Source organism: Virgibacillus sp. SK37 (assembly GCF_000725285.1).
Taxonomy (GTDB): Bacteria; Bacillota; Bacilli; order Bacillales; family Amphibacillaceae; genus Virgibacillus_Q.
In genome coordinates this window covers 2,829,268-2,844,646 of sequence record NZ_CP007161.1, presented here as the reverse complement: position 1 = coordinate 2,844,646, position 15,379 = coordinate 2,829,268, and the positions used below count along the sequence as shown (strand labels likewise).

General features: G+C 38.5%; 14 protein-coding genes. 11 read left to right on the top strand and 3 right to left on the bottom strand.

Annotation, left to right across the window (positions count from 1 at the left end; genetic code table 11):
- Positions 1 to 30: 30 nt before the first annotated feature.
- Both X953_RS20560 and X953_RS20555 read left to right on the top strand, forming a co-directional pair.
- On the top strand, positions 31 to 741 hold the full coding sequence (locus X953_RS20560) for a M20/M25/M40 family metallo-hydrolase (protein WP_369792703.1): 711 nt from the start codon (positions 31 to 33) through the stop codon (positions 739 to 741).
- Positions 623 to 1,159: a M20/M25/M40 family metallo-hydrolase gene (locus X953_RS20555; RefSeq protein WP_369792702.1), complete on the top strand. Its 537-nt coding sequence runs from the start codon at positions 623 to 625 to the stop codon at positions 1,157 to 1,159. The genes X953_RS20560 and X953_RS20555 overlap by 119 nt, the downstream gene beginning before the upstream one ends.
- 32 nt (positions 1,160 to 1,191) lie before the next feature.
- On the opposite strand, the gene X953_RS14370 is transcribed toward X953_RS20555, so the two are convergent.
- Together X953_RS14370 and X953_RS14365 are read right to left on the bottom strand one after the other, a co-directional pair.
- Positions 1,192 to 2,157, bottom strand: a complete 966-nt coding sequence (locus X953_RS14370; RefSeq protein ID WP_040956207.1) for a LacI family DNA-binding transcriptional regulator — start codon at positions 2,155 to 2,157, stop codon at positions 1,192 to 1,194.
- Between the two features lie 50 nt (positions 2,158 to 2,207).
- Positions 2,208 to 3,485, bottom strand: a complete 1,278-nt coding sequence (locus tag X953_RS14365) for a Gfo/Idh/MocA family protein (RefSeq protein WP_040956206.1) — start codon at positions 3,483 to 3,485, stop codon at positions 2,208 to 2,210.
- A gap of 222 nt (positions 3,486 to 3,707) precedes the next feature.
- Here X953_RS14365 and X953_RS14360 point away from each other — a divergent pair, with 222 nt between their 5' ends.
- From X953_RS14360 to X953_RS19600, 9 genes are all read left to right on the top strand, one after another.
- Entirely contained in the window at positions 3,708 to 6,140 is a 2,433-nt protein-coding gene (locus X953_RS14360; RefSeq protein ID WP_084715708.1) for an ABC transporter substrate-binding protein, read from the top strand.
- Positions 6,141 to 6,217: 77 nt separating this feature from the next.
- Positions 6,218 to 7,117: an ROK family protein gene (locus tag X953_RS14355; RefSeq protein ID WP_040956205.1), complete on the top strand. Its 900-nt coding sequence runs from the start codon at positions 6,218 to 6,220 to the stop codon at positions 7,115 to 7,117.
- 23 nt (positions 7,118 to 7,140) lie between these two features.
- A complete protein-coding gene (locus tag X953_RS14350) occupies positions 7,141 to 7,998 on the top strand; it encodes a protein phosphatase 2C domain-containing protein (RefSeq protein ID WP_040956204.1) in 858 nt (285 codons plus the stop codon).
- 101 nt (positions 7,999 to 8,099) lie between these two features.
- Positions 8,100 to 8,816, top strand: coding sequence for a GntR family transcriptional regulator (locus X953_RS14345; protein ID WP_232217701.1), 717 nt, complete (start codon positions 8,100 to 8,102; stop codon positions 8,814 to 8,816).
- An 85-nt stretch (positions 8,817 to 8,901) separates the two neighbouring features.
- Positions 8,902 to 10,077, top strand: a complete 1,176-nt coding sequence (locus X953_RS14340; protein WP_052350144.1) for an SIS domain-containing protein — start codon at positions 8,902 to 8,904, stop codon at positions 10,075 to 10,077.
- Positions 10,078 to 10,115: 38 nt separating this feature from the next.
- Positions 10,116 to 11,261: an N-acetylglucosamine-6-phosphate deacetylase gene (gene nagA, locus X953_RS14335; RefSeq protein ID WP_040956202.1), complete on the top strand. Its 1,146-nt coding sequence runs from the start codon at positions 10,116 to 10,118 to the stop codon at positions 11,259 to 11,261.
- Between the two features lie 26 nt (positions 11,262 to 11,287).
- Positions 11,288 to 12,247, top strand: a complete 960-nt coding sequence (gene lacD / locus X953_RS14330) for a tagatose-bisphosphate aldolase (protein ID WP_040956201.1) — start codon at positions 11,288 to 11,290, stop codon at positions 12,245 to 12,247.
- Between the two features lie 32 nt (positions 12,248 to 12,279).
- Positions 12,280 to 13,218 (top strand): hexose kinase, encoded by a 939-nt coding sequence (locus X953_RS14325; protein WP_040956200.1) that lies wholly within the window; start codon positions 12,280 to 12,282, stop codon positions 13,216 to 13,218.
- 72 nt (positions 13,219 to 13,290) lie between these two features.
- On the top strand, positions 13,291 to 13,554 hold the full coding sequence (locus X953_RS19600; RefSeq protein WP_084715707.1) for a LysR family transcriptional regulator substrate-binding protein: 264 nt from the start codon (positions 13,291 to 13,293) through the stop codon (positions 13,552 to 13,554).
- A gap of 49 nt (positions 13,555 to 13,603) precedes the next feature.
- On the opposite strand, the gene X953_RS14320 is transcribed toward X953_RS19600, so the two are convergent.
- A complete protein-coding gene (locus tag X953_RS14320; RefSeq protein ID WP_040956199.1) occupies positions 13,604 to 15,361 on the bottom strand; it encodes a GMC family oxidoreductase in 1,758 nt (585 codons plus the stop codon).
- Positions 15,362 to 15,379: the final 18 nt, after the last annotated feature.

Genomic DNA, 15,379 nt, shown 5'->3' with positions numbered 1-15,379 from the left:
CCAGTTTTTCATTGGTAAGGGAGACAAAACATGGAGATGGACCAAATAAAAAAATTCATGGAAGTTAATCAACAAAGAATTCTGGAGGATATAAAACTACTCGTAGAAAGTGATTCACCCTCCATAAATAAAGAATTAACAGATATATGCAAAGCAAATATTCAACTATTATTTCAGCGATATTTCGGCTATAAGGCAACAGTAATCAAAGAGAAAAAATACGGAGATCATTTGCGGTTTGAATTTGGTGAGGGAGAGGAAACGCTCCTCCTATTATCCCATTTTGATACCGTTTGGGACAAGGGAGATCTTCGGTATAAAGTAAAAGGGGACAAAGTATACGGACCTGGAATCCTGGATATGAAGGCTGGATTGGTTCAAGCAATTTGGGCTTTGAAAGCTTGTAAGGATTTAGGTCTCTCCCTAAATAAAAAAATAGTATTTCTATGTACAAGTGATGAAGAACTAGGAAGTCCTACATCAAAGCCGATAATTGAGAAAGAAGCCTTAAACAGTAAGGTTGTTTTAGTAACGGAACCACCAGTAGCAGAAACTGGTGCATTAAAAACAGCACGCAAAGGCTCTTCTCGCTATATAATCGATATAAAAGGCAAAGCAGCGCATGCTGGAAATCATCACAGAGATGGCAGGAGTGCAAAAAGAAGCTGCACATCTAATCATTCTTTTAGAAGAATTAACAAACTATGCTTCGGGAACCACAGTAAATGTAGGAACTGTTAGGGGTGGGGGTAAGTTGAACGTTGTGCCGGATTCTGCTACCCTTGGAGTAAATGTACGGGTAAAGACATTGAAGGAGCAAAAGAGAATGGACCAACTCATCCGCCATCTTCAGCCCAGAACAGAGGGAGTAACTTTGAAAGTAAAGGGAAAAATGAACCGCCCGCCAATGGTTAGGAGCAAAAGGACAGGGAAGCTTTTTAAAGTAGCAAAGCATATTGCTAAAGATCTTAATTTTGAGTTGGAAGAGGCATCGGTTGGAGGGGGAAGTGATGGTAATTTTACTGCGAACTTAGGAGTTCCCACCCTTGACGGCCTTGGTGCTGTCGGAGAAGGAATTCATGCAAAAAATGAACATATTTTGGCAAGTGAAATTCCAGAGCGTACTACCCTTCTTTGTAAGTTAATTATTACATTATAATTATATAAGCTAACATGGAAAAAAGCGTCAAATCATATTGATTTGACGCTTTTTCGTACGATTACTTCTGTGGAGACAACGGCCTGTTTGGCAATTTCCCTTCCTTCAATTCTTTCTAACAAGAGATTAACCGCCGTTTCTCCCATTAGTTCGGTAAATACACGTATTGTACTCAATGGGGGATAAAGATGCTTAGAAACACTAATGTCGTTTATTCCCATAATACTTACTCTCTCTGGAATGGAAATTCCCGCCTCATGTAAGGCGCGCATGCAGCCGATTGCCATGACATCACTACTAACTGCAAACGCTGTGGGTAGCCTGTCGCTAAGTTCCTCAATTGCTTTTTTCATTAGGCGATAACCCTCATCCACTGAAAAGGAACCAACGTATACTGATTCATTGTTGTAAAAACCCTTTTCCGTTAAGTATTCCTTGAAAGCTTTCTCTCTTATATGTTCTTTTCCGCCAATAAACCCAATAGATGTATGGTTGTTTTCGATAAAATGGTCAATAATTTTTCGTATGGCTCGATCAAAATTAATAATTACAGAATCGTATATATCTTCATTCGGAGACTGATCCACGAAGACAAGCGCAGGGCATATCGCTTTGAGCTTCTTTACTTGCTTGGAATTAAACTTGCCGATAGCAATTAATCCTTTAATTTGATCAGGATTTATATCATCAATCGTATCGAAGAAATACATTTCCGGAGACAATTGAAGCTCTTTGCATCGCTGTTCAACCCCAAGCCGAATGGATAGATAGTAAAGGTCGTTCAACTCTTCTGATTCTGTATACCAATGAACAATTGCTATCTTTTCCCCTATGTGTTTCTTAACAGAATGTTTTTTATAGGAAAGGGCTTCGGCAGCTTCAAAAATACGTCTTTTTGTTTCGTCTGCAACAGAAAGAGAAGCGTCATAATTCAACACTCGTGAGACGGTTGCGGGTGAAACTTTTGCTTTTGTCGCGATATCTTTAATGGTTGCCACATGATCACCTATTTCACTCGTTCAAGTTTCTTCTATTTATTTTATCATACTTACTCCGTCACACTGTATTGTTTTGATAAATTATTATAGAAAGTATCCAGTTCGATGGACGTGCCATGGCTTAAACGTGATTCTTCAGCGGCGAATGCCATTAAATGGCTGCTTAACGAATTACTTGCAGAGGAAACACTTTTACTTCTATCACTTTGCTGAATGTCGATTAAGAAGTCACGCATGATGCCTAAATCTCCGCCACCATGTCCGCCAGTTGGCGGATCAAATTTAATGATTGTTTCATGCTTTGTAAGGAAGTCATAATAGGATATTTGATTTTCTGTCATATTTCCACGCAACTCCCCTTTGGTACCCATGATCTGAACAGTTCTTGTCTGCTCACGTGTGAATCCACACATACTGAACGTTGCTGTAGCTCCATCTTCAAATTCCATATTTACAACCTGGTGATCAACAACATCGTTATCAAGCTGATAGACACATTTTCCATAATCAGTTTCGTATAAAGCTTTAATAATGCCTTCGTTTGATGTGTCTTCAGTGAACTTTCTTGCCCATCCTCTACCTTCGCCAAGATAATAATTCCCTGCATGAAATGGGCAGGATTGAGCTGCTGGACATCCATCAAGACAGCGTTTTGGTGCTCCAGTGGGCATGTTTTCTTTGCGGAAGTGCATGAGCGATCCATAAGAGCTAACTCGTTCGCACTTTTTGTTCATAACATAACGAATGATATCCATGTCGTGACAGGATTTCTGTAAAATCATCGGACTTGAGTCTTCTTTCTTTTTCCAGTTTCCGCGAACAAAGCTGTGTGACATGTGCATAACTTCAACATTTTCATTTAATTGAATGGATGCCACATCACCAATTTTACCTTCTTCAATAACTTTTTTTATTGTTGACCAAAAGTCTGTATAACGAAGTACATGGCAAATTGTTAGTTGTCTATTATACTTTTCTGCCTGTTGCTCCATTGCGATGCATTCTTTGGGGTCTGGTGACATTGGCTTTTCTAATAGGACATGATATCCAAGCTCCAATGCTTTCATTGTAGGCCCAAAGTGTTCTCTATCCATTGTGCAAATGATGGCTATATCTGCTGTTTTCTCTGTTGCAAGCAAGTCCTCCCAGGAATGAAAGCAGTCCTCTGTAGACAAGTTATGCTCTTGTTTCATCTTATCTCTTCTTAATTCGTTTGGTTCGGCAACCCCAATAATGTTAAGCTCATGTGGATTTTTTAAAGCGTAAGGCGCATAGGCTCTAGCTCCACGATCTCCTGCGCCAATTAAAATGGCTGTTGTAGGTTTCATATTTAAATCCCCTTTTATTTACTGAAAAATTTACTTCCTAATTTATAAAAATAAACTTTTACTTGTACTATATTATTACTAATAATAGTTTAAAATAAAGCTAATTACAATAAAAATAATCAATAAATTAAATTTTTTAAAAATAATGCATTATAAATAAAGAACGTGTATAATCCTAACCAATTATAATTTATTTAGTAAAATATTTACTGGAGGGATATCATGCTACGTTTATTAAAAAGTTTTTTATTTTTAATCGTTTTATGTGGCTTATTTGTTTTGGTTACAGCATGTAACAATAGCGCTACCGAATCTTCAACAGATGATGGAAAGGTTAGTAATGTTGATGAACAGATAGTACACTTAACTAAAAGTGAACAAATTACAACAATGGATCTAACTTTGGCAAATGATCAAGTTTCCAACCAATTTTTATCAATGACAACAGAAGGGTTATTCCGTTTAGATGAAAAGGGAGAAAAGGTACCAGGTATTGCAACACAAAGTGAAGTTAGTGACGATGGTCTGAAATGGACGTTCCACCTTCGTGATAATGCCGAATGGGAAAATGGGGATCCTGTCACTGCACATGATTTTGTCTATGCATGGCAAAGGGCTATTAATCCGGATACAGGTTCAGAGTATGGACCATATTTAATGAATGGCGTAGTGAAGAATGCAAAAGCGATAAGTGAAGGTAAGAAAGAAGTGAGCGATTTAGGTATCGAAGCAAAGGATGATCATACATTAGTAGCTACTCTCGAAAAGCCAATTCCGTACTTTGAATCATTAATTTCATTTGGGATATTTAACTGGCCTTTAAATGAAGAGTTTGTTGAAAAATCAGGGGACAATTACGGGACGAGTAGCGAATACCTTCTTTCTAATGGCCCGTATAAACTGACGGAATGGGAAAGTACTTCAGATTCATGGAAGCTGGAGAAAAATGCTTCCTATTGGGATGCAGAAGAAGTTTCAATAGAAGAATTTAATTATAATGTGGCAAAAGATAATCAATTAATCGTTGATTTATATGAAAAGGGAGAAATTGACCGGGCTGAGTTGTCTTCGGATTTAGTAGATCAGTTTCAATCAAGGGATGATTTTGTAACTACTCCTGAAGCAAGTGTTTTTTACTTGAAAATGAACCAGGAACGAACAAAAGCTTTGGGTAACAGTAATATTCGAAAAGCAATTAGCAGAGCTTTTGATAAGGAAGCGCTTGTTGATAACATTTTAAATAACGGTTCAATCGCAGCGAATGGGCTTGTGCCTAAAAAGTTTTCAGCACATCCAGAGAATGGAAAGGATTTTCGGGATATAAACGGGGATTTAGTTACGTACGATGCTGAAGAAGCTAGCGAGTTATGGAAAAAAGGCTTGGAAGAGATAGGGAGGGATTCCGTTGAATTGGAATACCTATCAGGCGATAGTGGTGATTCGAAGTTTATAAGTGAGTATATGGCAAACCAGCTAGAGAAGAATCTACCTGGACTGTCTATAACAATTAAGAGAGTGCCCCTTGAGCAGTTGACTACTCTGGATAAGAGCATGGATTATGATTTGCAGTTCACAGGGTGGGCGCCTGATTATCAAGATCCATTTACTTTTCTAGGTATGTGGATCACAGATGAGAACACGAATAAGATGGGTTATTCTGTTGAAAAATACGATGAAATACTTGCAAGAACTCAAAGCGAACTTGCAACAAAGCCTGTAGAGAGATATGAAGCTTTACTTGAAGCGGAAAAAATTCTTCTCAATACAGCCGCTATTGCACCAGTCTATCAAACTGCCTCAGCTAAGTTAGTATCACCTAAGTTGAATGGAGTTATAACAAATGCTGTAGGTCCGGAATATGAGTACAAGTGGGCTGAGGTTGAAGATCTTGATTTGCCTGCACCCGCTGTAGGTAATTGGGCTAACGAGGAAGATGATACAAAAGCAGGCTTAAATCCTGTCACCTCTGAAGGAATTGTGCCAAAATGGAGATTGAAACGTGCTCAAGCTGCCTATTATGCCTTAATTACCCATATTGATCATCAAATTGGCCGTTTTTTAATAGCGATGCAAGAATATGGAGTATACGATAACACCATTATTTTATTCGTATCTGATCATGGAGAGCTATTGGGAGATCATAATTTATATAGAAAGACGCTTCCATATGAGGGGAGTGCAAAAGTACCTTTTATTCTAGCAGATCCAGGCAATAGTTTAGGTCTGAATAAAAATATACAAATTGATCAAGTTGCCGAGTTAAGAGATATCATGCCGACTCTGTTAGATATAGCAGATATTGAAGTTCCCTCAAGTGTTGAAGGAAATAGTTTGCTATCCTTATGGAAAAATGAACATAACAATTGGCGGGATTACATCCATGGGGAGCATGAACATGGAATAAAAAGTTATCATTATATAACGGATGGCAGAGAGAAATATATTTGGTTTTCCCAAACAGGAGATGAGCAGTTTTTTGATTTAGTTGAAGATCCTAATGAGCTAACAAATAAAACAGGCGATTCGAACTATGAGAAACAAATAAATGCTAGAAGAAGTCAATTAATCCACGAGTTAGCAGGACGAGAAGAGGGTTATACAGATGGAGAGCAATTGTTTGCAGGAAGACCAGTTAAACCTACATTAGAAAAATAAAAAAGGCTTCTTTTGTGAGCTTATAAATTAATACCGAGCTGGAGACTTATAAAAATTTAGGAAAGAGGGAGAAATGAATGAGAAATGCATTGGGGATAGATATTGGTGGTACGAAGGTTGCTGCAGGAATAATAAATGAAAATGGTGATTTGATCCAAAAGGAGATGATAGAAAGTGATGCTTCAGATAGAGAAAATATGTTTTCTCAAGTTTGTACATGTGTAGAGAATTTACTTGGTCATTCTAGTATACCCTTAGCAGACATCCATGGCATTGGGGTAGGCGTTCCCGGGAAAGTTGATACGGCCAAGGGCATGGCTATATTTCAAAACAATTTGCCATGGAGCAATTTTCCAGTAGCTGAAAGGTTACAGCAACGATTTTCTGTAGATCGTATTTCTATAGATAATGATGTCTACATGGCAGCATATGCCGAATGGAAGAAAGCGGAAATGCCTCAAGACAGTATTTTTGTATATGTTACAATCAGTACAGGTATTTCCTGTTCGATTATACAAAATGGAGAATTTATACGTGGGGCAGGCTTTGCTGGGGAGCTTGGTCTAATACCTGTAGTTGAATCGGAAGTAGCAGGTAAATTAGAACGATTGGAAAAAGTAGCATCAGGCCCAGTTATTGCAAGGAAGGCTCAAGAGCTATATAACGATGATAATTTAACAACTGCTGATGTATTTGATTTATTTTACAAAGGAGAATCAAAAGCACAGAAAGTTGTAGAGCAAGCAGCTTTTTCGATCGCCCAAGGAATATATATGCTAAATAGTATTATAGATCCCCAAAAAATTGTCTTTGGTGGAAGTGTAGCAATCTATAATCCAATGTTGGTAGAGTTAATTAAGGATAAATTACGTCCCTATTTACTAGATGAGCAAAAACATATAGTACGTGCGATTGAAAACTGTCAACTTAAGAATGATCAGGGCATTATTGGAGCGGGTTTACGTGTGTTTAATTAAATAAACATAGTAAGGAGAACTATATGAAAATACAAAAATTATATCTCAAAGGTGACAAACAAGTGAACGAAGATGCTTGTGTTGTAAATGAAGAAGCACAGGTCTTTGCTGCGATTGATGGAGCAACAGGACTTGGAGGTACTCCAGGATATCTAGCTTCCCAAACTTTTCACAAACAACTAACGGAGATGAAGCATTACAGCAGTCTGTATACTACGATCAAAAATGCTAATGAAACACTTGGCAGAACAATGGTTGATTACTATGAAGCAAATATAGGAAAAATAGCATCCCGCTCACTTCGCGAAATCCCTAAAAAGCAGCGGAGTACCACAGGGCTTGCTACGATAAAACTGCATGCTCAAAAAAGCATGCTAGAATACGTTCACACAGGGGATTGTATGTTATTTCTCCAATTTAAAAACGAAGAAGTATACAGTGTTACACATGATGCTATTCAGTATTTTGACAGCCTTGCAGTTGAGGAAATGGTGCGTTTAAGAGAGAAAAATCCAGAAATAAGTCTGAAAGATGTAAGGGAAAAAGTCAATCCTATTCTCCTCCGCAATAGGGGACTACTAAACACACCAGAAGGATACGGCATCTTAGATGGAAGCGAGAATGCTCTTGCTTATCTTTCGCATGGAAGAGTCCCTCTTCACCAGGTAAAGGGGATACTGCTTGTCAGTGATGGACTGCTTTTACCACAGAAAATAGAGGAAGAGAGAGGCTGGAGACAAACAGCTAAATTAGCTTTTGATCATGGACTAGATGGATTGGTCAAAGAAGTGGAAAAACGAGAATCGGACGATGCAGAATGCAGGATATATCCAAGGCTGAAGCAAAGAGATGATAAGACAGGAATTTTGCTTAAATGGTAGACTTTTATCAATGAACTTTACAATCAAGGTTTAAAAATATATAATGAGTTTAAGTGGTTATAACCACTTTTGGAAAGTAAGGGAAAGTGGTGGAAGTAACATTGGATAAACAAAGCAGGATTCCGCTCTATTTGCAATTAATGGATGAGTTAGTGAAAAAGATTAATAACCAAACGTATCAAGAGCATGAAAAACTGCCATCAGAACGGGAATTATGTGAAATTTATAATTTGAGCAGAATAACTGTCCGGCAGGCTCTACAAGAATTGGAAAGAGAAGGCTATATCTACAAGTTGCATGGCAAAGGTACTTTTATTGCGTCAAAGATGTACAATCAAAATTTGGTACAGTTATACAGCTTTACGGAACAGATGAAGGAACTTGGGAAGGTGCCGACGACAAAAGTGATTTCCTTTCAGCAAATGCCTGTAGATGAAAGGCTTGCTGGAAAGATGAATTTACAACCGTTAGAAGAAGTGTTTCAGGTTATAAGGCTGCGTTTAGCAGATCAAGAACCATTAATGTATGAAACTTCATACCTTCCAGTCAGGTTATTCCCTAATCTTACAAAAGAGATGCTTGAAAAAAAACCAATGTATGATTTATTTCAGGAAGAATATCAAATTGTTGTCACTAGAGCGCGTGAGCGTTTCTCGGCTACTACTGTACGAAAGCAAGAGGCTGCTTATTTGCAAGCTGAGTTAGAACTTCCGGCCATGCTTATTCGACGTTATGCTTATTACCAGGATGATCTGATTGAATATACTATCAGCATTGCACGTGGTGATAAATTTGATTACACAGTGGAATTGAAGTAAAACTCTATTTTAAAATAAGTAGAGTTTTAAAATACTAATACTGGTTATGACAACATAACCTTTTAAAAGAAGGGAAGTAGGTAAGTTGTTTAACTTAGATACTCACGAAATAGAAAAGATGGGTGCAAACCATACCTGCACAGAAATTCATCACCAGCCAGAGGTATGGAAGGAATGGGTAACTGAATTTTTTAAGAATAAAGAGAGATATAACGAGTTTTTAGAATCAATTTATCAAAAGCATCCTCACGTACGCGTTATTTTAACAGGTGCTGGAACTTCCGCTTTTGTTGGAGATACGCTAGCACCAGAACTGAATAGATTGAATAAGGATCACGTTCATTTTGAAGCGGTACCTACCACAAATATTGTGTCCAATCCGACCGCATATTTACAGGCAGAAACCCCTACTATTATGGTCTCCTTTGCACGTTCAGGGAACAGTCCCGAAAGTGTTGCTACCGTTGAGTTGGGGCAGAAACTGATCAAAAATTTCTATCAGGTCGTGATTACTTGTAACAAGGAAGGACAGCTTGCTCAGAATATCCGCAATGACAATAATAGTATTCTATTGCTTATGCCTGAAAAATCTAATGATAAATCATTGGCAATGACAAGTAGCTTTTCAACAATGATGTTGGCAGCATATCAACTATTTAATCCGCAACCATTTACGGGAGAAGAAACAACAAAAGTTATTTCAAACGCTGAGCAGCTTAGAGAAAGTGTCGCTGATCAAGTAGATGATATTTTAAACTTCGATTTTAATCGGATTATTTACTTAGGTTCTGGCTTATTAGGACAGCTTGCTCATGAAGCATCTTTGAAAATGTTAGAGTTGACAGCTGGCAATGTAGTGGCATTATATGAATCTTCCTTAGGATTCCGACATGGTCCTAAGTCTATTGTGAATAACCAATCACTCGTTGTTGTTTTCTTATCTAGTAATGCATATACCCGCAAGTACGATCTGGATATATTGAAAGAGCTTGCTAGCGCAAATAATGGAATGAAAGTAATTGCGGTGACTGAAAAAATAGATGATGAAGTGAAAAAACTGGCTGACTGGGTAATAAGCGTAAACTTTAATGGGGAAGCTTTAGCGACTGATTTGGAGCTTGGATTCTTATACATTATGTTTGCACAAGTATTAGCAATGAAAAAATCAATGAAGCTCGGTATTACTCCTGATAATCCAAGCCCGGATGGTACGATAAATCGAGTAGTACAAGGTGTAACCATCCATGATTATGAAGGATAAACTATTAATCTATTTATATAAAAGAAGGTTTGATATCAATGGATTACATTATAAAAGCAGATCGTTTTTTACTTGAAGACGGAGAGAAATCAGATGGTTACTTAGCTATCAAAGATCATAAATTTGCCGGTTTTGTTGATGAGGTTCCAAGTGGTGTGGAGATAAAAGACTGGGGCGACTGTACTGTTGCCCCGGGATTGTTTGATACGCATATTCATGGAATAGCTGGGTTTGACATTATGGATGGGACGCAGGAAGCTGTTCTTAATATATCAGAAGAGATTGCAAAAATAGGGGTGACACGTTTTCTTCCTACAACGTTAACTTCATCTAGAAGTGATTTGGTGAAAGCCATTAAAGCCGTTAGACAGGCAGTTGCAGAGGGGTTACCTGGAGCTGTTTCAGAAGGGATTTTTCTTGAAGGTCCTTATTTCACTGAGAAGCATAAAGGGGCACAAAACCCAAGTTACTTTTCTGACCCTTCCCTTGAGGAGTTTGTCCATTGGCAAGAGTTAGCTGAAGGTTCAATTGTAAAGATAGCACTTGCTCCGGAAAGAGAAGGGGCTGAGCAATTTATTCAGAAGGTTGCGAATTCCGGGGTCCTGGCTAGCATTGCTCACACAGATGCTAGCTATACATGTTGTGTAGATGCTGTGCATGCAGGGGCACGTAATTTTGTACATTTATTTAATGGGATGTCTGGGTTACATCACCGGGCGCCAGGAGTTGCAGGAGCAGCATTAACACTAAAAAACGCTTTCGCTGAAATTATCTGTGACGGTTTCCATGTACATCCAGAAGTAGCCTCCATGGCTTATCAATTAAAAGGGGATAAGTTGCAACTAATTACGGATTGCATGCGAGCTGGATTAATGCCTGATGGAAAATACCATTTAGGTGAGTTTCCTGTAGTGATGAAAAATGGAGTTGCTCGAACAGAAACAGGATCCCTTGCTGGAAGTACTCTCCGATTATTGGACGGGGTGCAAAACCTTTCACAATGGACTGGAAAGAATTTAAGTGAAATCTGGCATCTTGCTAGTCTTTCCCCTGCAAAAAGCCTTAACAAGGATAATGAACTAGGAAGTATCCAATCAGGGAAGTTTGCGGACTTTGTTGTTCTAAGTCCTAGTATGGAGGTCATTGTTACAGCAGTTAATGGATCGATTGTATACGAAAAATAATTTGAAAAGTAAGGAGAAATAAAACAATGAAAAGTGAAGCTAAAATAGCTCGTTTAAAAAAACTAACGAATAAGAACGGATATTTCAGTGCATTGGCTATTGATCAAAGAGGAGCATTGAAACGTATGATGGGCGAGGATACTTCAAAGGAACAAATCGAAAACTTTAAGTCACTTGTATCAGGAAATCTTACTAAATATGCATCTGCCATTCTATTAGATCCGGAATACGGCTGGCCGGCGGTGAACGAAAAGGATGCAAATTGTGGCTTGCTTGTTGCCTACGAAAAAACGGGTTATGACACTACCGAGCCTGGAAGATTTCCAAGTCTTCTGCCTGAATGGTCTGTTAAGCGTTTAGTAGAAAAAGGTGCAGACGGCATTAAGGTACTAATTTATCATGATATCGACGATCCAAGTGATATTAATGAAAAAAAAGATGTATTTGTAGAACGGATTGGGTCGGAATGTAATGCAGAGGAAGTGCCTTTTTTCCTTGAAATCATTACATATGATGAAAATATTTCTGACGCTAAAGGAGTAGAATATGCGAAAGTAAAGCCAAGAAAAGTTATTGAGTCAATGAGACATTTTTCCCAAGCTCGCTTCGGTGTAGATGTACTTAAAATGGAAGTCCCAGTAAATATGAATTTTGTAGAAGGATATGCTGAAGGTGAGGTTATCCATACACAAGAGGAAGCAGCTAACTACTTTAAACAACAGAGTGAAGTAAGTGACATTCCTTATATTTTCCTAAGTGCTGGCGTAAGTGCAGAATTATTCCAGGAAACATTGAAATTTGCGAAAGAAGCATCAGCATCTTTCCATGGCGTGTTATGTGGTAGAGCAACATGGAGTGGTGCAGCACATCGCTATAAAGAAGAAGGAACAAACGCAGCTGAAAAGTGGTTGCAAAAAGATGGTAAAAACAATATTACTGAATTGAATGATGTGCTCGATTTTACGGCCTCTAGCTGTGGCTACTAGTTTAAGCGGGGAATAAGGAGGAATGATTCTGCTTGATTCTAACAATTACTTTAAATCCTTCTGTAGATATTAGCTATCATCTTCCAGATGAATTCAAATTGGATACGGTAAATCGAGTCACTGATGTATCAAAAACAGCTGGTGGAAAGGGACTAAATGTGACAAGGGTGTTGAAGCAGCTTGGAGAGGATGTTGCTGCTACGGGATTCCTTGGTGGCAATCTGGGTGAATTCATTCATGAAGAATTAAGAACGATGGATGTCAAGGACTTTTATGTTTCTATTGCTGGGCAAACTAGAAACTGTATAGCTGTTCTTCATGAAGGACAGCAAACAGAAATATTGGAAAGTGGCCCGGAGATCTCTCAAGAAGAAGCAACTATATTCCTGGATAAGATGGAAGAGTATTTACACCAGGCTGATTATATTACTATCTCAGGAAGTTTGCCGAAGGGGTTAAAATTCAGTTATTATAATGATGTACTAACGATTACTGGAAAAACGAAGACCCCTGTGCTCCTTGATACAAAGGGAGAGTTGTTGAAGCGTGTACTTGAAAACGAGACCAAGCCTTTCCTGATAAAACCGAACCAGTCTGAATTAGCTGACTTGATCGGAAGAGAATTGACCACGGAGGTGGCTGTGGCTGAAGCACTGCAGCGAGATGTACTCCGAGATATACCATGGATAGTGGTTACTTTGGGTGCAGATGGAGCTGTGGTGAAACATACAAACACACTTTACTATGCACAAATACCAAAAGTAAAGGCGGTTAACCCGGTTGGTTCCGGAGATTCTGTCATTGCAGGCTTTGCTTCCGGTTTAGCAAGAAACCTTAGGGGTGAGGAACTCATAAAGTATGGTTTAACTATGGGAGTTTTGAATGCCATGCAGGAAAAAACAGGTTACATTGACACAACTAAAATTGACTGGTGTATGAAGGAAATAAAAGTAGAAGAAATGAATATTTAATATGTAAGATAAAGAAAAAAGAGCAGATGATGTGTAACTAAAATCTGCTCTTTTCTTTAGTTTTAACTAAACATATTAATCGTTGTAATAATAATTGGCATCGCAAATACATCAATTAAAACGGCTTGCAGTTTAGTAGAAAAAGGTTTGGGAAGTACAATAATACCGCAGAATTATATAGAAGAGGATTCGCTTAAAAAGATAAGTGTTATGCGAATGAAGGATCCTGTCCTTTCAAGAACAGTCTATTTAGCGACAAATAAAAACAGATACTTGCCGCCAATTGTAACGCGCTTCATTAAAGATATTCATGGTCATTTTAATAACTCAATTTAATAAAATGAAAAGGAAACGATAATATTCCGTTTCCTTCTCTAAATAGTAACTATGCATTTTTCCTTTTGTTTTGTCTATTTACTAATAAACCGCCACCGTTGCTTAAATAGTTATCAATTCCCTCTGCGGCACGGTATGCAAGAGCACCTACAGTTTCCGTCGGGTTATAGTTTGGAAAGTGTGGGAAGGAAGAGGCACCCACAACAAATAGATTGTCCATATCCCACATCTGAGAATAATTGTTAACCGCAGAGGTGTCAGGATCTTCTCCCATGATGACGCCACCCCCAAAGTGCCCTGTCGTATAGGAACTGTTAAAGTCTATGTCATCCGGAACGGTATCAGGCTCGACCTTATCTGCGCCCATTTCTTTCATAATCTCTTCACACTTTCCAATGGCATACTTAATTAAGTTTTTATCCTGATCTGTATATTTATATGTCACCCGTAACAATGGATTACCAAGGAAGTCTTTATACGTTGGATCAAGGTCCATGTAGTTGTTTTTCCATGGCAGCGTACCGGCTAACGCATTTACATATAGATTACGATTGGTATAATGCAAGGATTTATCTTTAAATTCCTTTCCCCAGGAAGGTGTGCCGCTCGGAACGAAATTAGTAGCGATGGGTCTGTTTCCTGTTGTCTGTATTTGAACTTCAAAACCATGAAGGAATTTCAATTGAGAATGGTCGATATTATCTCCGCTGAAGTCATCAATGGTAGCCCCAAACGCTCCTGCTCCAGCGAAGTTATTAAATTTTTTCTCATCAAAGAAACCTCTTGCCCCGAGATAATTAATGTTATTAAAATGCCCGGTGAAGTTCTTGCCAATAATTCCTTTTCCACTTTTGGGATTATAAGGTGTCCCAATCTCAGATAATAATAATAGGCGGGTATTGGTAAAGATAAACCCTGCAAGGACGACAATATCTGCTGGTTGTGCATACTCTATCCCTGTAGTATTATCTGTATATAAAAGACCTGTCGCACGTTTGCCATCGTGTAGTACACGAGTGACATTAGCCCCATTCCGCAGTTCATAGTTTCCTGTTTTCTTGGCTGTAGGAAGAACTGTGACTAACGGGTCCGATTTTGCGCCAAAATCACAGCCATATGTCTCACAAAATGCACAGTACATACAAGCATTAATCGTTTGCCCATCCGGGTTCTCGTATGTTTTGGACACATTGGCACTTGGAATATGATACGGGTGATAACCTAGCTTTTTGGTTGCTTCTTTAAAAAGACGGATGGCTGGTGAATCCTTCATTGGTGGGTTAGGATAATCATCTGACCGTTCTGGTCCAATGGGGTTTTTCTCCCCGGAAATTCCCGCCATTTTTTCATATTGGTCGTAATACTTTTCCAAATCATTATATGTAATTCCCCAGTCTTGGAGAGTCATATCTTTTGGTATTTTCCCTTCACCGTAACGTTCTACTGTTTTGCTATAAATTTCAAAATCATATGGAAGGAATCGAAAATTCACACCGTTCCAATGTACCCCTGCTCCACCTGTATCCGTTCCAAGTAGGGCATTTTCATTCGTGCGCACTGGTAAAGCCGTTTCTGAATCTCTTTTTCTAGAAGTTATTGTTTCCTTTGTTAGGTCTTGCATCATTTCATATCTTCGGGAGAAACGTAATTCATCTTTCGTGCCAATATAATCTTCCGGCTTTTTATTTTCTCCACGTTCAAGTCCAACTACCTTGTATCCTTTCTTAGCAAGTTCGGCAGCAATAATTCCTCCGGCCCAACCAGAGCCAACAATTACTGCATCTACTTTTGATAGCTTCTTTGCCATTCTATAACCCTCCTTATA